Genomic DNA, 18,423 nt, shown 5'->3' on the forward strand with positions numbered 1-18,423 from the left:
GGCGGCGTGTCCTCAGGAGGCGCGGAACGCCTCGAAGTCGGCGCGCGAGACGTCGGCGTAGGCGCGGGCCCAGTCGAGCAGCGCCGATGCGACGGCGCGGCCTCCGCCGATGTACCCCGCGACCTCGGATGCCGTGACCGACTGGCTGTGCGCGCGGGCGACGGTCGCCGCGCACGCCTGCGCATAGGTCACGAAGGGTCCGTCGTCGAGCTCCTCGACCTCGATGCTGCCCTTCATGTCGTGGAACTGCCGCACGTAGAAGTCGGCGTTCGGCGACCGCAGGTGACCGAGGAACGGGTCGGAGAGCGCCTGCAGGATGCGCTGCATCGACACGACGCGGGCCCCCTCTCCGTGAGCTTCGATCAGCTCCTGCAGCGCGGGCGGCTGCTCGACGCGGCCGTACTCGACGAGCACGCTCTGCGCGGCCTCCTTCGGCTGCATCAGCACGGTGCTGTCCTCGCCGTCCTGGAAGAGCACCAGGTAGCAGCGGGTGCCGACGCTGCCGACACCGACGACGCGGCGGGCGACGTCGCTGACCGTGTAGTGCTCGAACAGCAGCGCCACGTCGGGGCTCGCCGTCCGGCGGTACTGGTCGACGAGGTCGTGCACGACGGCGAGCAGGTCGTCGGCGACGGGTGCGGTCGTCGGCTCCTGGTGGAGGAAGCGCCGGCGTCCGTCGGCATCCACCTGCGTCAACCGCCGGACCGCCCGCTCGCCGGTGCGACGCTCGGCCTGCTTCACCGCGCTGCGGATCGCCTTCTGCGACGCCCTGTCGAGCATGCTGCGGGTCTGGTCGACGTCGAAGTGCGTGAAGTAGCGGTCCTTCGGGCTGAGCGCGGTGGCCCTCGCGATGCCGCGGGAGTAGGTGGTGACGGCGGCGAGGGCGGCCTGGTCGATCACGGCATCCGTGCGCCCCGACGCCTGACCGCCGATCACGATGCTCGCGACGAGCCGCTTCACGTCCCACTCCCACGGCGCCCAGGCGGCCTCGTCGAAGTCGTTGAGGTCGAACATGAGGCTGCGCTGCGGCGACGCGTAGAAGCCGAAGTTCGACACGTGGGCATCGCCGCAGGACGCGACGAGGATGCCGCTGTGCGGAGCGTCGGCGAGATCGGCCGCCATGAGCGCCGCTGTTCCGCGGTAGAAGGCGAACGGGCTCGCCGACATGCGCTCGGTGCGCAGCGGCACGAGGTCCTGCAGCCGTGTGCGGTTCTGCCTCTCGAGGATGCCGAGCGGATCGCGAGCGCCCGTGGAGTGCTCAGCCAGCATGCGCCGCGGGGTGCTCTTGCGCGCCTCGGCTCCCTTCTGGAGGAGGGCGGCGTGCGAGGGCGGCGGTGTCCACAGAGCGACCATTCCGTCATTGTGGCAGGAGTCCGAGCGGAGGACGATGGCGGGATGGCGAACATCGACGACGTGCGGGAGATCGCGATGGCGCTCCCCGGGGTGGAGGAGCGCACCGGCGGTCACACGGGGGAGCCGGCATGGCGGCTGAAGAGCGGTCAGATCGCCTGGATCCGCGGGCCGAGGGCGACGGATCTGCGCCAGCTGGAGGAGCTCGGCCGCTCCTGGCCGGACGGCCCCGTGCTCGGGGTGCGGGTCGGGTCGCTGGAGGAGAAGGCGGCGCTGCTCGCCGCCGAGCCGGATGCGCTGTTCAGCATCCCCCACTTCGACGGGTATCCGGGGCTACTCGTGCGACTCGATGCGATCGACCGCGACCGCCTGGCGGAGATCATCGCCGACGCGTGGCTGCTGCGCGCTCCGGTGCGGATCGCGAGGGAGTGGCTCGCGGAGCGCGGGCTGGAGTAGGGCCGCTCCAGAACTCCGGAGAATCGGGCGGAATCAGGGCGGGAAGAGGCGCGGTCGGTGTTCTTCGGAGCCGATCTCCGGAGTTCTGGAGCCAGTGCGGGGCTGTCCGGGCTGACCGCGCTGCCGGGGGCTGCCGGGGGCTGCCGGGGGCTGCCGGGGCTAGCGGCTGCCGCCGACTCAGGCCGGAGGCAGCCGCAGGACCTCGGGCGACTCCCCGCCGGTGAGGTCGTCGGCGATGCGGATGCTGCGCGCCAGCTCGTCGAGCGCGCCGATCAGGGTGCCGAAGCGCTCGTGCTCGCCGCAGATCGCCGTGAGCGTCACGAGATGCGTTCCGGTGTCCCACGTGTAGGACGCGAAGGGCGGAGAGGAGGGCGACGCCGGCATCGGCACGACGAGCTTCTCGCCCCGGCCGAGCCAGCGGCTCTGGAACGACTCGGTGTCGTCGTAGTCCATCGGCATCGACGCCCGCGCGATGCGCACGTCGGGGGTGAGCGCCTGCGCCGTGACCATCGCGACGACGAGCTCGGGGTCGGCCTTCCACGTCCACACCAGCACGCGGCCGTCCGCGCGCTTCATGAGCAGCGGCGCCGCCTGGCTCATCACCCATGCGCCGAACTTCGACCCGGGGCGCTCGACGGCGCCCAGAGCGGAGTTCGCCTGACCCAGCAGCATCCGGATGGCGGCCTTGCGATGGCGGCGGCCCTTGAATCCGAGCGAGTCCGTCACGGGGATCCAGAGCTGGGGGTCGGCGTCGGCGATCAGTCGCATGACACCACGGTAGGGGGTGAGCCTGTGCGGATGCCGGTGCACGAACGGAACAGGACGCCGCTATCGTGACCGTGGGCGGAGTTCTGGGAGGGCAGCGCATGAGCGGGTTCGAGCGTCGGACGATCACGATCGATCGCCGCGATCAGCGGGCCGTGCTCGGCGGCCACGTCAGACAGTCGCGCAGGGTCTTCGTCCTGCTCGGGGTCGTCGTCGTGCTGTTCGCCGTCGCGGCCGGGCTCAGCGCCCTCGACGGCTCGCCGTCGTCCGCCTGGGGGATCGCCGGGGGCAGCGTGTGCCTCGTCGTCGTTCTGGTGACGCTCCTTATCGGGAACCAGGCCCTGATGGTCCGCCGGCAGCTGCCGCTCGGCGCCGAGTTCAGCCTCACGGTCTCCGATGACACCCTCGACATCGACGGCCCCGGCGGCGCCGATCGCATCCGGTGGCGTCAGCTGTCGAACCTGACGAGGGTCGGCGGCGGCGTCTACGTCACGATCGCCCCGTCGAACGCGCGCCTCGGGCTGCCGGGACGACTCATCGGAGATGACGCGCTGGCGCAGGCCGTGGAGTCGATCCGCCTGGCCGACGGCGTCGGCGGTCGGGCGGACGACATCGCTTCCGCCTCCGCGGACGCTTCCGCCTCCGCCTCCGCGGACGCTTCCGCCTCCGTGGACGCTTCCGCTTCCGCTCGCGCACACGCTTCCGCGGACGCTTCCGCTTCCGCTCGCGCACACGCTTCCGCGGACGCTTCCGCTCCCGCTCCCGCGGACGCTTCCGCCCGCGCATCCGCTCCCGCATCCGCCGTCGCAGACGCTGTCCCGTCGGCTCCCGCGCTCAGCGCCTCCATCGTGTTCACGGCGGGCGACCAGCGCGTCGCGCGCGCCGCGCTGCTGCGTCGGTCGGGACCGCTCCTCGCCGTCTTCGGGGTCCTCGGTGCGGTCGGCATCGCCGGACTCGCGGCGGGAGCCGCCGGCATCCTGTCTCGCGACACGATGGGGTTCTCGGCCGTCGTCGCGGCTCTCGCCGCCGTGTGCCTGATCGTCCTGGTCGTGGCGGTGAGCCGTGCGGTCACCCGGACCCTCGCGCTCGGTACGGCGCAGACCCTCACGCTCGCTCCGGACGCCCTCGAGCTGACCGGCCCCGGTGGCGAGACGCGACTGCTCTGGAATCAGCTGTCCGGGCTCAGGCACGCGGGGGCGCCGTGACGGTGAAGACGGCGCCGTCGCGGACGACGCTGCTGTTCGTCGGGCGCCTCATCGACGACGAGATGTACGCCGCGATCGAGCAGCGCATCGAGTCGGCGCAGAGGAGCGGAGCGGACTCGCACCGGGTCTGACTGTGCGGATGCCGGTACGCCTGAGCCGCGGGATCAGGGGCCTCCGGTAAAGTGGCGACCGCCCGACCAGGGCTTTCCTTGGCCGCCGAACCGTAAGGCAGCATGTCCTCTTCTCCCATCGATTCGACGAGTGCCCCCGCACCCGCGCCTCGCGCGCTGAAGATCCTCATCGGGTGCGACACCTTCTCGCCCGACATCAACGGCGCCGCCCGCTTCGCCGAGCGCCTCGCCGCCGGACTCGTGCAGCGGGGCCACGACGTGCATGTCGTCGCCCCCAACCAGGCCTACCGTCGTGCCGCTGCGCGGACCGAGGTCATCGAGGGCGAGCCCATGACGCTGCACCGTCTGCCGTCGGTCCGCTGGGTCGCGCACGACTGGATCCGCTTCGTGTGGCCGTGGCGCTCGAAGCACTACGCACGTCAGATCATCGACCAGGTGAAGCCCGACGTGGTGCACATCCAGTCGCACATCGTCATCGGCCGCGGGCTCGCCCGCATCGCCCACGAGCGCGGCATCCCCGTCATCGCGACGAACCACGTCATGGCGGAGAACATCCTCGACCACTCGATGATGCCGAAGTTCATCGACGACCTCGTGCTCAAGTACGCGTGGGCCGACGCGAAGAACACCTTCGACCTCACCCGCGCGGTGACCACCCCGACGCGTCGCGCGGCGGACTTCCTCGAGAAGACGGTCGATGTGAAGGGCGTGATCCCGATCAGCTGCGGCATCGACCGCACGCAGTACACCCCGGTCATCGGGCCGCGCGAGAAGAACCGCATCATCTTCGTGGGGCGCCTCACCGCCGAGAAGCAGGTCGAGGTCATCCTGCAGGCGATGACGAAGCTCGACCCGGCGCTCGACGCGACGTTCGACATCGTCGGCGGCGGCGACCAGCGCAAGAACCTCGAGAACCTCGCCGTCAAGCTCGGGCTCGGCGACCGCGTCACCTTCCACGGGCGCACGACCGACGAGCAGCTGCGCGCACTGCTGTCGCGGGCCTCGGTGTTCGCGATCGCCTCGATCGCCGAGCTGCAGTCGATCGCGACGATGGAGGCGATGGCGTCGGCGCTCCCGATCGTCGCCGCGGATGCCGTCGCCCTCCCGCACCTCGTGCACGACGGCGAGAACGGCTACCTGTTCGAGCCGGGGAACGTGGAGGAGCTCGCCGCACGCCTCACCGACGTGCTGACCGCCGACAAGGCGGAGTACGAGCGGATGCAGCAGGCATCCCTCGACGGCGTCGCGATCCACGACATCAACCGCACCCTCGACACCTTCGAGGCTCTGTACCGCGACGAGAAGCTGCCCGAGTAGCGGGCGGCCCGGCGCGATGCACATCGTCTTCTTCGGCGATCAGCACCTCGACTCCCTTGGCGGGGCGCAGGTGTCGATGCGGCTGCAGCGCGAGTTCCTCGAACGCGCCGGGCACACGGTCACCGTCGTCGCGCCGAAGATGCACGGACCGCGTGCCGGCGGCTTCGACGCGGCGAACGTCGATCTGCCGTCGATGCCGATCACCGCAGACCGCGAGTATGCGATGAGCTGGCCGGGGCGCTCCACCGACCGCTTCCTCGACCGCGCGATGACGCGGCGTCCGCCCGTCGATCTCGTGCACGTGCAGGCCGACTTCTGGGGCGGCTTCATCGGACACAGGTATGCGGAGCGCCACGGCATCCCCGTCGTGCACACGATGCACAACCGCGTCGACGTCGGCATCCGCGCGGTCACGCCGCTCGCCGCTCCCGTGCTGGCCTTCCTGAACGCGTGGCGCCGTCGTGCGCTGCGCGGCTCGGGCTCCGGTACCGACGGCTGGGCGTTCCTGCGGGGGCTCGCCGCCGGAGCCTCCGCGGTCACGGCGCCCTCGACGCACTTCGCCCGCAGGCTCGAGGAGCACGACGTGTTCTCCCCGGTCGACGTGGTGTGGAACGGCATCGACGACGACGTGCGCGAGGCGACCCTCGCGGCGGCGCCGGAGGAGCGGGCGCCCGGCCGGCCGCGCTTCGTGTGGCTCGGACGGATGAGCCCCGAGAAGCGGCTGCTCCCGTTCCTGGAGGCGTTCGTCGCCGCGGGAGTCGACGCCGACCTCGAGATCATCGGGGGCGGTGCGCAGCGAGCAGCAGCGGAGAAGATCGTCGCGGGACTCCCGCACGTGCGGTTCGCGGGAAAGCTCAGCTACCCCGAGACGCTCGCCCGCATCGCGGCGGCCGACGCCCTCGTGCAGACCTCGATCGGCTTCGAGACCCAGGGCATGACCCCCTTCGAGGCGGCGACCCTCGGCACCCCGTCGGTGATCAGCGATCCGGACATCGCGGCAGAGCTCGGCGGCGGCCTGTGGGCGGTGCCGGATGCCGACGGCGACGAGCCGCGACGCATCGCCGCGCTCGCGGAGACGCTGCGGCAGGCGGCATCCGATATCGCGGGAGGCACCGCACCCGTGCCGCTGCCGTCCGTCGCCGAGGCGTTCCGTCAGTCGTCGCGCACGGCGGCGATGGTCGAGGTGTACGAGCGGGTGCTCGCCGGAGCTCGCTGAACCGGACTCGCGGTCGTCAGCTCTTCGCGCCGGTCAGGGCGAGCGTGCCGCCGAGGCCGATCATCATCACGCCGCCGGCGCCGGAGAGCGTCGACATGCGCCGCGGAGAGCGCCCGAACCACGCGCGGGCCGTGCCGGCCACGAGGACCCACACGCTGTCGCAGACCATGGCAAGGGTCTGGAAGATCAGCCCGAGCAGCAGGAGCTGCGCCCACACCGGCCCCGCGGCGGGAGAGACGAACTGGGGCAGGACTGCGACGAAGAACGCGATGGTCTTCGGGTTGGTCGCACCGACGATGAAGCCCTGGCGCAGGAGCTTTCCGGCGGATGCGGGCTCGCGCGCGGCATCCGCACGGTGATCGTGCCGGTGGCGGATCGCCTGGATGCCGAGCCACACGAGGTAGGCGGCGCCGACGATCTTGATGATCGTGAAGGCGAGCACGGACGAGGCGACGATGGCTCCGACGCCGAAGGCGACGGCGACGACCGCGGGGACGGTGCCGAGCGCGTTGCCCACCACGCTCAGCGCACCGGCGCGGCGGCCGAGGGAGAGGGAGCGTCCGATGACGAACAGCACGCTCGGGCCGGGGATGACGATGATCACGACCGAGGCGACGACGAACGCCACGAGGCTGTCCAGAGGGATCATGAGCCGACCCTACACCTCGGTGTCAGAGGAGCGTGTAGGCCAGGTTCACCGCCCAGCCGCCGAGATGTGCGACGACCGTCGCCCCGGCGATGCCGACCGCGATGGCGGCGGCGAGTCGCGGTTCCGGGCGGCGCAGTGCGATGATCCCGAGGACGAGAGCGACCGCGCCCGCGATCAGCACGACGAGAGCGACGACACTCGACAGCACACTCACGATGCCGTAGCCGCCCCTGGTGATGAGGAAGGGGTAGATCAGGCCCGAGAGGGAGCCGATGCCGGCGGTGATCGCGGCGATGAGCAGGGCGATCCGGCCGAGCGGGTTCCCGGGCTCCGTCAGACCGGCGTACACGGGCGAGGTCGGATACGGCGGAGTGAGGGGATGCGGGGGGCCTCCGGCCGACGTCGGGTACTGCGGCGGAGCGCCGTACGGCTGTCCGGGGCTCGGCTGGTGCGGATCGCTCATGAGGTCTCCCGGTCAGATGAAGGAGTAGACGAGAGTGGAGAGCCAGGACACGACGGTGCCGAAGAGCTCCGCGGCCGCGATGCCGATCGCGATGCCCGCGAGCACCCGCGGCCCTGGACGCCGGAGCGCGGCCAGACCGAGAGCGAGTGCGACCCCGGCGGCCGCCAGGGTGATGACGCCGATGAGCGCGGAGAGCACGCCCATGCTGATCGGCGTGGAGTAGTCGAGCAGGCTGCTCGCGAGCGGGTAGGCGATCGTGCTCAGGGTACCGACGACGAGGCCGACCAGGGCGATGATGAACGCGGTGCGACCGAGCGCGCCGCTCGACGTCGGAGGAGAGGGAGGGCCGGCGGGCCCCGAGGTCGGGAACTGCCCGGGATGCGGGGCGCCGACGGGGTGACCGACCCGCTGATACGGCGCGGTCTCGGGCGGATGGCCCTGCGGGCCGCCGTAGGTCTGAAGAGGATGCGGTGCGGATTGGGGCTGAGGAGGATGCGGTGCGGACTGGGGCTGAGGAGGATGCGGTGCGGACTGGGGCTGAGGAGGATGCGGTGCGGACTGCGGCTGATGCGGTGCGGACTGGGGCTGAGCGCTCGGCTGAGGAGGAAGCGGTGCGGACTGCGGCTGAGGGCTCGGTTGTCCGTGCGGCGGGACAGGAGGCTGCAGGGGCTCGCTCATGCAGTCGAGCGTAGCCCCGGCATCCGACGGACGGGGAGACCTACCTGTACACGTGCCCGAGCTCGGCCCGGTCGAGGGCATCGTGCTCGGCGACGCGGTTCCAGTCGGTGGGCGTGCGGCGGTAGCCGTCGCGACGCAGTTCGATGACGGTGGCGATGAGCCCCCACACGCTGAGGGCGATGAGTGCGAAGACGAGTATCATGGCAGAAACACTACGATCAGTGTTGATCCGCCACGAGTGGCAGAATAGACTACAAACGCATGAAATCTGCCAAAGAACGGACGCGCTCATGAAGACGGTCGCCTGCATCATCCAGGACGGTTTCGCCCCCTTCGAGTTCGGCGTCGCCTGCGAGGCCTTCGGTCTCGACCGCAGCGACGAAGGGGTGCCGAGCTTCGACTTCCGCGTCGTCGCGCCGCGGGCCGGGGTCGTGAACTCGAAGATGGGGTTCTCGGTCAACGTCGAGAACGACCTGTCCTTCGCCTACGAGGCCGACCTCGTCGTCTTCTGTCCGCTGCCGCGCGAGTACTGGGCGCAGATCGATCCGCTGCTGCTCGATGTCGCGCGCGACGCCGTGGCCCGAGGCGCGTGGGTCATGAGCGTGTGCAGCGGCTCCTTCATCCTGGGGGCTGCGGGCGTGCTCGACGGACGCCGGGCCACCACGCACTGGATGTACGCGCACCACATGGCGGAGATGTACCCGCAGATCGACATCGACCCCGATGTGCTGTTCGTGCAGGACGGCCGCATCATCACGAGCGCCGGCACCGCCGCCGGCATCGACGCGTGCCTGCACCTGCTGCGGCTGGAGATCGGCGCCGAGCTGACCAACCGCGTCGCCCGGCGCATGGTCGTCCCCCCGCAGCGCGACGGCGGGCAGGCGCAGTTCATCGATCGCCCGATCCCGCACGGCAACGGGGACTCGCTGTCGGCGGTCGCGGACTGGGCCGTCGAGAATCTGCGCGACGATCTGGGCGTCGAGCGCCTGGCCGCGAGGGCGCTCATGTCGCCCCGCACCTTCGCCCGTCGGTTCAAGGCCGAGTACGGAGCGACGCCCGCGGCCTGGCTCGGCCGACAGCGGATCATCCACGCGCAGCGGATGCTGGAGCGCACCGACCTCGCGCTCGATCAGATCGCCGACGAGTGCGGCTTCGGCTCCGCGGCCGTGCTGCGGCAGAACTTCACGCGCATGCTCGGCACGACCCCGACCGCCTACCGTGCGCGCTTCTCCTGCGCGTCCGACGAGGCCTCCGCGGCCTAGCGCCGCGGCATCCGCTTCCGGCTGCGGCATCGGCATCCGCGTCCGGCGTCGTCACCCGCTCGCGTCTGCCAGAACTCCGGAGAACCTCGACGGCTCGGCTGTGAACGGGGCGGATCGGCGGAATCCGCCGCGGATCTCCGGAGTTCTGGCGTGCGTGATCGCCGCACCCCCGCGTCGGTCGTGCGCCGGGAGCGGACGCGGCGAGGCTCAGGAGGCCTTGGGGAAGAGGATGCGGAAGGCGCGCAGGTAGCGGTCGGTGCGCTCGGGCATGGAGAAGTCGGGGTCGATGTAGACGAGCGGGGACTCGCGGTCGTCGCGGACCTTCGGCGTCTGGTCGTCGTGCGTCATGTCGGTCACCTCTCCGTTGAGCTAGATTCCATGATTCGGAAGTTTACTTCTGATTTATGGAAGAGTAGCGCGATGGCCGCGATCCGGTCAAGGGGTGCACGCCGAAGCGCCCGGGTCGGCAGGCGACCCGGGCGCTCCGTTCGGAGGATCAGCTGCAGGTCATGGACCCTGCGCGCAGGGCGTGGCCTCCCGTGTCGCCGTCATCCGCCCAGACCGCGTAGCGAGAGCCGCTGACGCACTGCGGGGCGAGGGCGAATCCCTCGTTGTTGATGTTCGGCATCCCGCTCGGGCGGTCGTGGTGCGCGACCTCCGTGAACGAGCCGGAGGTGATCTTCAGCGCAGCCACCTCGCCATCGCAGGTGTCGTCGCACACGCTCCACAGCGTGTGCGTGCTCGGCTGGTACTCCAGCTCCATGACGGCGTCGAAGCCCGAGCCGAAGGTCGCGACCCTGGTGAAGCCGCCGCTGAGGTTCAGCGCGTAGGCGTAGACGTCGCCCGTGGCCTCCAGGCCGACGAAGAACAGGCCGCCGCCGTGGTTCGCGTAGGACGAGGGCGAGTACGCCGCCCCCGTGCGCTGGTCGATGAAGCCGTCTGCGACGAGGTCGGCATCCGGGATCCAGGCGATCGACTCGAGGCTGTCGTTCGCGCCCACCGAGGGCAGGTCGGACGTGAGGTTCCACTCCTTGACCGCCGTCAGCGATCCGGAGCCCGATCCCGGCTGGTATCGCAGGATCGACGGGCGGCTCGTGCTCTTGCTCGATCCGTTGCGCTCGGAGGCGACGAACAGGTCGGTTCCGACTGCAGCGACGCCCTCGGCGTCGACCGTGCCCGAACCGGTCGGGAAGCGCAGGGTGCGTCCGCCCGACCAGCCGGAGGAGTCCACCCAGGTCGTGCCCTGGCGGACGAGGCGGTGCAGCGTGCCGGAGCCGTTGTTCACGGCCCACAGCACGGAGCCGTCGGCGGAGAACGACAGGCCGCTCATGTCGGTGTCGAACGTGTCGGTGGCGTCGGCGACCGTGATCTGCGACGAGCCCGGCCATGCCGGTCCGGTCGGCGTCGTCGGAGTCGGGGTGGGCGTCGGGGTGGGCGTCGGCGTGGGGGTGCCGCCGCCGGTGAGGGTGTAGGCCTCGACCTCGAACAGCGAGTACCCGTAGGAGGTGCCGCGTGCGGTGCCGTAGATGCGCAGGTAGCGGCCGGTGCCGTTGAGGTTCGTGAACTCGTCGGTGGCGCCGTTCCCCGCAGCCTCCGTGGCGAGGGTGGTCCAGGTGGTGCCGTCGGCGGAGATCTCGACGCGGTACTTGGACGCGTACGCGGCTTCCCACTTCAGGACGACCTTGTCGACCTTGGACCCTGCGCCGAGGTCGATGCGGATCCACTGCGGGTCCACGCCTTCGACGCTCGACCAGCGGCTCGTCGCGTTGCCGTCGACCGCCTTCGCGCCCTCGAAGCCCGACCCCTCGACAGAGGATGCCGTGACCGGCTTGTTCTTCGAGATCAGCGTCGCGGTGCCGGGTGTGGGCGTCGGCGTCGGTGTGCTGGTCGGGGTCGGCGTGGGGGTCGGCGTCGTGCCTCCGACGGGCCAGTGCGGGGTGGGGTTGGTGGGGATCGAGTACGGGTCGCCGTAGACCGACCAGTTCAGCGGGGTGTTGAGGGTGAGGTTGCCGGCGTTGAGCCAGACGCGCTGCGCGTTCTCGATGCGGCTGACGTCCTCGTGCGCCTCCTCCTTCTTCATCTCGACCACGCGCGCGTCGAGGAAGGCCTTGAGGTAGGCGGTCTCGGTGCCGCCTGCGGCCGGCGTCTTCGCCTTCTTCTTCGCCTGGGTGCGCACGTCCTCGAGTCCGGAGTAACCGTGCACGACGGCGGCGTCGTAGTACGCGAACTGCCCAAGCGGACCGACGCCGTCGGCGATCGCGAGGTCGACGGCGGGGTCGAAGTACTGCACGGTGACCTCGTCGCGCTGCGCCTGCTGGAACGCGGGCACCGCACCCTCGGCGCGCCAGTCGGCCATGTACGCCTCGCCGAGCGGCGCCGTGTTGTCGGTGCCGTCGACCTGCTCCAACTCGTCGATCCACTTCGCGAGGCGGTTGTTCGGGTACTTCTGGGTGTAGTTCTGCACGAGCACGAGCATGTCGTGGGTGCCGGACGTGAAGCCCACGATGCCGGCGGTGAGGCCGCGGCCGTCGGGGTAGGGCTCGATGTAGCTGTACTGGTCGTACCAGTTCAGCGAGGAGTTCTCAGCCGAGGTGATGATCTCCTGGGCGATCTCCCGCTTCACGGGGTCGCGCAGGGTGATGGTCGTCGTCGCCTGGGCCGAGGTGGCGATCAGGCCGGTGAGCGGTAGTGCGACTGCGGCTGCCAGCAGGGCCAGCAGGGGTCGACGGTGACGCATTGTTCCTCCGGTGGGGTGGGGGGAGAACATTTAGGAAACGTTCTTTACGAAGAGTTATACCCGAGGAACCCGCCCGGAGCAATGGGTCGAGGCGAGAAGGCGCGACGCGTCAGGACGCCGGCGCCGCCCAGTGCGCCGGCGTCGGCAGCGCGTGATAGTCCAGGTCGATGCCCCGGTCGGAGACGGATGCCGTGCAGTACAGCAGCGACTGCGTCGGATACCCGTGGGGCCGGTTGTCGCGGATGATGGCCCTGTCGTCTTCGGGGGAGAGGCGGGCGGATGCCGCCAGCATCCCCACCCACTCCGCTCGCCAGTCGGCGCTCGCGGAGGTCGGTCCGAGAGAGCGGAACTCCGGCAGCCACGCCGCGATGCGCGGCGTCTCCTCGTCGTCGAGATCGTCGTGCGCGATCATGTGCGTGCCGGGCTCGATGGGCGTCTCCCGCAGTGTCGCGCCGTCCCAGCTGAGCACGCGGGCGCCCTCCGGACCGACCTCCAGGAGGTTGAAGCCGTGCATCCTCTCGGGGGCGACGGGCGAACGCCCCATGACCGACTCCAGGGCGAGCGACCCCCGCGACAGTGCCTGATCCGCCGGCAGATCGAGCACGTCGGCACGGTTCAGCAGCACAGCGAGACGGCGCTCCGCCGGGTTCGCGGCGAGCCAGGCCCCTCCGGCGCGGCGGTCGCGGATGCCGATCACGCCCGGATGGCTCTCCGGCCACCAGGCGCCGGGCTCGTCCCAGTCGCGCTGCGGGTCTTCATCGCGCACCGCGAGCAGACGGACGGATGCCGCGTCTGCCGCATCGACGATGACGGTGCACATCAGTGATCCCCTCCGGAGAGCTGATCGAGCACGTGGTCGAGCACGCCGTCGAGCACGGCGAGACCGTCGCGGACGCCCCCCGAGGATCCGGGCAGGTTCATCACGAGGCATCCGCCGGCGATGCCAGCCACGGCCCTGCTGAGCACGGCGGTCGGCGTCACGGCGGCACCGCGGCGGCGGACCTCCTCGACGATGCCCGGCAGCTCCGCATCGAGCAGAGCGCGGGTCGCCTCCGGAGTGCGGTCGTCGGGCGAGATCCCCGTGCCGCCGGTCGTGAGCAGGACGGACGGATGCTGCGACAGCAGCGCCGCGAGGGCATCGGCGACCCCGGCATCCGCCGTCACCTCGACCCGCACGTCGAAGCCGCGATCACGCAGCCACTGGGCGATCACCGGGCCGGTGCGGTCGTCGTACACGCCGCTCGCGGCCCTGGTCGACACCACGAGCACGTGAGCCGTGCGGGTCACGGGCGCGACCAGTCGCCGCTCTTGCCGCCCGACTTCGCGAGCACGAGCACATCGGTGATGACGGCGTGCTTGTCGACGGCCTTGATCATGTCGTACAGCGTCAGCGCCGACACGCTCGCCGCCGTGAGGGCCTCCATCTCGACCCCGGTGACGCCGTTCGTCACGGCGGTCGCGACGATGCGCACCCGATCGCCCTGGGGCTCCAGGTCGACCGACAGCTTCGTCAGCGGCAGCGGATGGCACAGCGGGATCAGCGTCGACGTCTGCTTGGCGCCCATGATGCCGGCGAGCCGCGCCGTGCCCAGCGCCTCGCCCTTGGGCAGCGAGCCGTCGGCGATCATCGCCACGACCTCCGGCGTCGTCACGAGCACGGCCTGTGCGGATGCCTCTCGACGGGTCACCTGCTTCTCGGTGACGTCGACCATGTGCGCCGACCCGTCCGCTCGCAGGTGCGAGAGCTCACTCATCGATCCTCCAGACCTCGACCTCGGCGCCGGCGGGAAGCGCGGCGATACCCGTCGGCACATGAACCAGAACCGTGGCGCGCGCGTAGTCGTGCAGCAGATGCGACCCCGGCGCCCCCACCGCGACACTGCCGTCGTCGCGCAGCATCCCTCGGCGGATCTGGTGCTTGCCCTGCGGGGACTCGATCGCGTGCGCGAGCGGCAGCCACGACACCTCGCGCCGTTCGCGCAGACCCGCAGCCCGCCGCAGCAGCGGGCGCAGGAACATCTCGAAGGACAGCAGCGCCGACACCGGGTTGCCGGGGAACGCGATGACCGGAAGATCCGGGAGCCCCTCGCGTCGGAGGAGGCCCGCGCCTTGCGGCCCGCCCGGCTGCATGGCGACGTGCCCGAAGCTCACGCCGCGGGGTTCGAGGGCGTCGCGCACGACCTCGAAGGCGCCGGCGCTCACGCCGCCGGTCGTGACCAGCAGGTCGGCCTCTGGGTGCGCGGCGACGACCGTCAGCAGGGCGGACGCGTCGTCGGGGGCCGCCGCACAGGCGACCTCGGCGCCGATGTCGACGAGGGATGCCGCGAGCGAGGCCGTGTTCGCGTCGTGGATCTGACCGGAGTCGAGAGGTTCGCCCGGGGCGCGCAGCTCGTGCCCCGTCGAGACCAGGAGCACCTTGGGGCGCGGACGCACCGGTGCGGACGTGAGCCCGACCGCGGCGAGAGCGGCGAGCTGCGCGGGGCCGAGGCGCGTGCCCGCGGCGAGCAGCGACTGCCCCGCGGTGACATCGCTGCCGACCTCGCGCACGAACGCTCCCGGCGTCGCGGGGGCCGAGAACGCCACCCCGTCGCTCGGATCGCCCTGCGCGCCGCCGATGCCGAGGAAGCGCGGGGGATCCACCGCCTCGATCTGCACGACCGCATCGGCGCCCTCGGGGATGGCGGCTCCCGTCATGACCGGGGTCGCCGTGCCGGGCTCGTGCACGCCCGCGGCATCGCCCGCCGCGCGCACGCGTCCGATCGGGAGCCGCACCGGCCGCGCCTCGGTCGCCGCGGCGAGGTCGGCGGAGCGCACGGCGTAGCCGTCCATCTGCGAGTTGGTGAACGGAGGAACCGGGATCGGGCTGGCGATGTCGGCGGCCAGCACGCGGCCCCTGGCCGGACCTGCGGGAGCGAGCGGCACGGTCTCGGCGTGCGCCGGATCGGCGAGCGCGGAGAGGACGGGAGAGAGCAGAGCGGCGACGGCGGCGGCGTGCTCGTCGAGGGTCACGGCCATCGCGTCACCCGCCCGCGAACGGGGGGAGGATGTCGACGCGCTCGCCGGCGGGCAGCGCCGGGTCGCGGCGCACGACGCCGTCGACGAGGAACGACCCGCTCTTCAACACGCGCGACATGGGGTCGCCGTAGCGGCCGATGAGCGCATCGCGAAGCGCCCCGAGGGTGTGGTCGGCTCCGAGGTCGAGCTCTTCCGCCTCGCGCCCCGCGGCCTCGGCGGCCGCGGCGAAGTACCGCAGCATCACGATCGCCATGCCGCTCATCCTATGACGAGCGGCCGACACCGGGCCCGCCGCCCCGACCTGCGCCGGACGTAGACTGGCGCGCATGACTCCTGGGCTCATCGAACCGGGGCCGGCGCTGGAGCCCGACCGCATCACCCGGTACAGCCGTCAGCTCATGCTGCCCGGCTTCGGCGAGACGGCGCAGCGACGGCTTGCCGCATCCCGCGTCCTGGTGATCGGCGCGGGCGGTTTGGGGAGTGCCCTCGTCCCCGCGCTCGCGGGAGCCGGCGTCGGCACGATCGGCATCGTCGACGACGACCTCGTGGAGCTCTCCAACTTGCACCGCCAACTCAGCCACGGCGTGGCCGACATCGGTCGGGCGAAGGTCGACTCGCTGGCCGAGACCGTGCGGGCGATCGACCCCGCCTGCACCGTGCACCGGCACCGCGAGCGGGCGGTGGCGGCGAACCTCCCCGGACTCCTCGCCGACTACGACCTGCTCGTCGACGGGAGCGACAACTTCGCCACCCGCTACCTCGCGAACGACACCGCGGAGCTCGCGGGTAAGCCCCTGGTGTGGGGGTCGATCCTGCGCTTCCACGGTCAGGTGGGCGTCGCGTGGAAGGGGCACGGCCCGACGTTCCGCGACCTGTTCCCCGCGCCGCCCCCGGCCGACGAGGCGCTCTCGTGCGAGCTCGGCGGAGTGCTGCCCAGCCTGTGCACGGCCATCGGATCGCTCATGGCGACCGAGGTCGTCAAGCTGATCACCGGCGTCGGAGAGCCGCTGCTCGGCCGCGTGCTGTTCTACGACGCGCTCACCGCCCGCACCCGGGAGATCGCCTACGCGGTCGACGAGACGCGCGAGGAGCTCACGGGGCTCGACGACTACGAGGTCCTGTGCGGCACGGCGCCCGACCCCGGCGCCTCGATCTCCGCGGCCGAGCTCCTGCGCAGGCGGCGGGCGGGGGAGCGGATGCTGCTGCTCGACGTCCGCGAGGCCGAGGAGGCCGCGCTGCGTCGGATCCCCGGAGGGAGCCTCCTCCCGGTCGGACGGATCGACGCGGGGGAGGGCCCGGAGACCGCCCTGCCCGTCGTGGTCTACTGCGAGAAGGATCCGCGCTCCCGCCGGGCCGCCGCGGCGCTGCGCGAACGCGGATTCGACGCGGTCCACGTCGTGGGCGGCATCCGCTCGTACGTCGAGATCGGCGGAGAGGTCGTCGGCGACGCCGACCGCCAGACAGACACGTCCGCCGCGCGCGGAGAAGGAGTTCCCGCATGACCTTCGCCCTGATCACCGACGAGCCGATCGACGAGGCGACCGTCCGCGGCGCCGTGGGCGGAGACGCCGACGGCGCGGTCGTGATGTTCTGCGGCGTGGTGCGCGACCATGACGGCGGACGGGCGGTGCGCGCGCTGGACTATCGGGCGCACCCCGACGCCGAGCGGTTCCTGCGCGAGATCGTCGAGCGCACGGCAGCCGAGACCGGGATGAGGGTGGCGGCGGCGCACCGCATCGGTGATCTGCACATCGGAGACATCGCGCTGTTCGCGGCGGCATCCGCCGGCCACAGGGCCGCCGCGTTCGAGGCGTGCGAGCGCCTGGTCGAGGAGATCAAGCGCGGCGTGCCCATCTGGAAGCGCCAGCACTACGACGACGGCGTCTCCGAGTGGGTCGGCCTCTGACTGCCGGCGGTTCCCCGTGGTCGTTCGATACGGATCAGAAATGCGGCTGCGCGACGGCGCGGGGAGGCGTTTCTGATCCACGCTGCGCGCCCGCCGCGCTCAGCCGCCGATGTAGCTCATCTCGATGCGCTGGCGTGCGGCGCGCAGCTCGGGGGTGAGGTCGGCGCGGATCTCGGAGTAGCGGTCGTCGCGCGCGGCCCAGATGCCCGCCATCGCCGCGGACAGCTCGTGGTCCGACGCGCCGCCGCGGAGCAGTGCGCGCAGGTCGTGCCCCTCGGTCGCGAACAGGCAGGTGAAGAGCCGTCCCTCGGTCGAGATCCGTGCGCGGTTGCAGGTGCCGCAGAACGTGTTGGTGACCGAGGAGATGATCCCGATCTCGCCCGAGCCGTCGGCGTAGCGCCACCGCTTCGCGGTCTCGCCCGTGGCTCTGGCCCCCACCGGCTCGAGCGGGAACAGCGCGCCGATGCGCTCCACGATCTCGGCCGCCGAGACCACCTCGTCCAGCTCCCAGCCGTTCGAGGTCCCGACATCCATGTACTCGATGAACCGCAGCGTGTACGGGGTGTCCTTGAAGCGGGCGGCCATCGCCTCGATCTCGCCGTCGTTGAGACCTCGCTTGACGACCATGTTGATCTTGATGGGGCCGATGCCCGCCGCCCGCGCGGCCTCGATGCCCTCCAGCACCCGTGACACGGGGAAGCGGACGTCGTTCATGCGCTGGAACAGCTCGTCGTCGAGGGTGTCGACCGAGACGGTGAGCCGGTCGAGCCCCGCGTCCTTGAGCGCCTGCGCCTTCACGGCGAGGGCGGAGCCGTTCGTGGTCAGCGCGATCTCGACCCTGTCGCCGTCCGGCGTCCGCAGCGCCGAGAGGCGGGAGATGAGATCCTCGATGCCGCGGCGCAGCAGGGGCTCACCGCCGGTCAGCCGCAGCTTGCGGACGCCGTGGTCGACGGCGATCCGCGAGAGGCGTTCGATCTCGTCGAAGCTCAGCAGCTCGTCGCGGTCGAGGAAGGCGTAGTCCCGCCCGAACACGGCACGCGGCATGCAGTACACGCAGCGGAAGTTGCAGCGATCGGTCACCGAGATGCGCAGATCGCGCAGCGGACGATCACGGGCGTCGAGGAGGCCGACGGAGGGCAGGCGCAGCGCTCCGGCGGTGCCTGCACCGGTTCCGTGAGACGGCGTGATCCTCATCGTCCACCCTTTCGAGTGGCTACGGTAGCACCGGATGCCGGGAGTGCCTCTCCCGCCCCCGGTCGTTCCGGTGGCGTTC

General features: G+C 71.3%; 22 protein-coding genes. 8 read left to right on the plus strand and 14 right to left on the minus strand.

Annotated features, from left to right (window positions below):
- Positions 1 to 12 precede the first annotated feature (12 nt).
- Positions 13 to 1,353 carry a DUF2252 domain-containing protein gene (locus tag LC438_RS01855; protein WP_223585657.1) on the minus strand — a complete coding sequence of 447 codons (1,341 nt, stop codon included), beginning with the start codon at positions 1,351 to 1,353 and terminating at the stop codon, positions 13 to 15.
- A 42-nt stretch (positions 1,354 to 1,395) separates the two neighbouring features.
- On the opposite strand from LC438_RS01855, the gene LC438_RS01860 reads away from it, so the two are divergent.
- Positions 1,396 to 1,806 carry an MmcQ/YjbR family DNA-binding protein gene (locus LC438_RS01860; RefSeq protein ID WP_223585658.1) on the plus strand — a complete coding sequence of 137 codons (411 nt, stop codon included), beginning with the start codon at positions 1,396 to 1,398 and terminating at the stop codon, positions 1,804 to 1,806.
- A 177-nt stretch (positions 1,807 to 1,983) separates the two neighbouring features.
- Here the strand turns inward: LC438_RS01860 and LC438_RS01865 are convergent, their stop codons facing one another.
- Positions 1,984 to 2,574 (minus strand): hypothetical protein, encoded by a 591-nt coding sequence (locus LC438_RS01865; protein WP_223585659.1) that lies wholly within the window; start codon positions 2,572 to 2,574, stop codon positions 1,984 to 1,986.
- A 98-nt stretch (positions 2,575 to 2,672) separates the two neighbouring features.
- Between LC438_RS01865 and LC438_RS01870 the strand changes: the two genes are divergently transcribed.
- The 4 genes from LC438_RS01870 to LC438_RS01880 all read left to right on the plus strand — a co-directional run bounded on the left by LC438_RS01870 (position 2,673) and on the right by LC438_RS01880 (position 6,440).
- Positions 2,673 to 3,776: a hypothetical protein gene (locus LC438_RS01870; protein WP_223585660.1), complete on the plus strand. Its 1,104-nt coding sequence runs from the start codon at positions 2,673 to 2,675 to the stop codon at positions 3,774 to 3,776.
- On the plus strand, positions 3,773 to 3,907 hold the full coding sequence (locus tag LC438_RS18405) for a hypothetical protein (protein ID WP_263294793.1): 135 nt from the start codon (positions 3,773 to 3,775) through the stop codon (positions 3,905 to 3,907). Before LC438_RS01870 ends, LC438_RS18405 begins: the two co-directional genes overlap by 4 nt.
- 102 nt (positions 3,908 to 4,009) lie before the next feature.
- Positions 4,010 to 5,224 carry a glycosyltransferase gene (locus tag LC438_RS01875; protein ID WP_223585661.1) on the plus strand — a complete coding sequence of 405 codons (1,215 nt, stop codon included), beginning with the start codon at positions 4,010 to 4,012 and terminating at the stop codon, positions 5,222 to 5,224.
- Between the two features lie 16 nt (positions 5,225 to 5,240).
- Complete coding sequence (locus LC438_RS01880) at positions 5,241 to 6,440, plus strand: glycosyltransferase (RefSeq protein WP_223585662.1); 1,200 nt, start codon at positions 5,241 to 5,243, stop codon at positions 6,438 to 6,440.
- A 16-nt stretch (positions 6,441 to 6,456) separates the two neighbouring features.
- Here LC438_RS01880 and LC438_RS01885 read toward each other — a convergent pair whose 3' ends face one another.
- From LC438_RS01885 to LC438_RS01900, 4 genes are read right to left on the minus strand one after another with little or no spacing between them, the layout of a single operon-like run.
- Positions 6,457 to 7,089, minus strand: a complete 633-nt coding sequence (locus LC438_RS01885; RefSeq protein WP_223585663.1) for a LysE family translocator — start codon at positions 7,087 to 7,089, stop codon at positions 6,457 to 6,459.
- Positions 7,090 to 7,111: 22 nt separating this feature from the next.
- Positions 7,112 to 7,552: a hypothetical protein gene (locus LC438_RS01890; RefSeq protein ID WP_223585664.1), complete on the minus strand. Its 441-nt coding sequence runs from the start codon at positions 7,550 to 7,552 to the stop codon at positions 7,112 to 7,114.
- A gap of 12 nt (positions 7,553 to 7,564) precedes the next feature.
- Positions 7,565 to 8,230, minus strand: a complete 666-nt coding sequence (locus LC438_RS01895) for a hypothetical protein (RefSeq protein WP_223585665.1) — start codon at positions 8,228 to 8,230, stop codon at positions 7,565 to 7,567.
- 40 nt (positions 8,231 to 8,270) lie between these two features.
- The gene (locus tag LC438_RS01900; protein WP_181155953.1) at positions 8,271 to 8,432 is read right to left on the minus strand and encodes a hypothetical protein; all 162 of its coding nucleotides are present in this window, start codon (positions 8,430 to 8,432) and stop codon (positions 8,271 to 8,273) included.
- An 88-nt stretch (positions 8,433 to 8,520) separates the two neighbouring features.
- Here LC438_RS01900 and LC438_RS01905 point away from each other — a divergent pair, with 88 nt between their 5' ends.
- The gene (locus LC438_RS01905; protein WP_105676360.1) at positions 8,521 to 9,492 is read left to right on the plus strand and encodes a GlxA family transcriptional regulator; all 972 of its coding nucleotides are present in this window, start codon (positions 8,521 to 8,523) and stop codon (positions 9,490 to 9,492) included.
- Positions 9,493 to 9,699: 207 nt separating this feature from the next.
- Here the strand turns inward: LC438_RS01905 and LC438_RS01910 are convergent, their stop codons facing one another.
- The 7 genes from LC438_RS01910 to LC438_RS01940 form a co-directional block, all read right to left on the minus strand.
- Positions 9,700 to 9,840 carry a hypothetical protein gene (locus LC438_RS01910; RefSeq protein ID WP_181155952.1) on the minus strand — a complete coding sequence of 47 codons (141 nt, stop codon included), beginning with the start codon at positions 9,838 to 9,840 and terminating at the stop codon, positions 9,700 to 9,702.
- Between the two features lie 148 nt (positions 9,841 to 9,988).
- Positions 9,989 to 12,229, minus strand: a complete 2,241-nt coding sequence (locus LC438_RS01915; protein WP_223585666.1) for a chitosanase — start codon at positions 12,227 to 12,229, stop codon at positions 9,989 to 9,991.
- A 109-nt stretch (positions 12,230 to 12,338) separates the two neighbouring features.
- A complete protein-coding gene (locus LC438_RS01920) occupies positions 12,339 to 13,049 on the minus strand; it encodes an NRDE family protein (RefSeq protein WP_223585667.1) in 711 nt (236 codons plus the stop codon).
- Positions 13,049 to 13,516 (minus strand): molybdenum cofactor biosynthesis protein B, encoded by a 468-nt coding sequence (locus LC438_RS01925; RefSeq protein ID WP_105676194.1) that lies wholly within the window; start codon positions 13,514 to 13,516, stop codon positions 13,049 to 13,051. Before LC438_RS01925 ends, LC438_RS01920 begins: the two co-directional genes overlap by 1 nt.
- Positions 13,513 to 13,983, minus strand: coding sequence for a cyclic pyranopterin monophosphate synthase MoaC (gene moaC, locus LC438_RS01930; RefSeq protein WP_105676196.1), 471 nt, complete (start codon positions 13,981 to 13,983; stop codon positions 13,513 to 13,515). The genes LC438_RS01925 and moaC overlap by 4 nt, the downstream gene beginning before the upstream one ends.
- Entirely contained in the window at positions 13,976 to 15,244 is a 1,269-nt protein-coding gene (glp, locus tag LC438_RS01935; protein ID WP_223585668.1) for a gephyrin-like molybdotransferase Glp, read from the minus strand. Before glp ends, moaC begins: the two co-directional genes overlap by 8 nt.
- A 4-nt stretch (positions 15,245 to 15,248) precedes the next feature.
- Positions 15,249 to 15,497, minus strand: coding sequence for a MoaD/ThiS family protein (locus tag LC438_RS01940; RefSeq protein WP_105676200.1), 249 nt, complete (start codon positions 15,495 to 15,497; stop codon positions 15,249 to 15,251).
- 73 nt (positions 15,498 to 15,570) lie between these two features.
- Here LC438_RS01940 and LC438_RS01945 point away from each other — a divergent pair, with 73 nt between their 5' ends.
- Both LC438_RS01945 and LC438_RS01950 read left to right on the plus strand, forming a co-directional pair.
- Positions 15,571 to 16,746, plus strand: a complete 1,176-nt coding sequence (locus tag LC438_RS01945; RefSeq protein ID WP_223585669.1) for a ThiF family adenylyltransferase — start codon at positions 15,571 to 15,573, stop codon at positions 16,744 to 16,746.
- Positions 16,743 to 17,150, plus strand: coding sequence for a molybdenum cofactor biosynthesis protein MoaE (locus tag LC438_RS01950; protein WP_105676204.1), 408 nt, complete (start codon positions 16,743 to 16,745; stop codon positions 17,148 to 17,150). Before LC438_RS01945 ends, LC438_RS01950 begins: the two co-directional genes overlap by 4 nt.
- A gap of 99 nt (positions 17,151 to 17,249) precedes the next feature.
- On the opposite strand, the gene moaA is transcribed toward LC438_RS01950, so the two are convergent.
- Positions 17,250 to 18,344 (minus strand): GTP 3',8-cyclase MoaA, encoded by a 1,095-nt coding sequence (gene moaA, locus LC438_RS01955; RefSeq protein ID WP_105676206.1) that lies wholly within the window; start codon positions 18,342 to 18,344, stop codon positions 17,250 to 17,252.
- Positions 18,345 to 18,423: the final 79 nt, after the last annotated feature.

The organism is Microbacterium sp. OVT16B (assembly GCF_019969705.1).
Classification (GTDB): Bacteria; Actinomycetota; Actinomycetes; order Actinomycetales; family Microbacteriaceae; genus Microbacterium; species Microbacterium natoriense.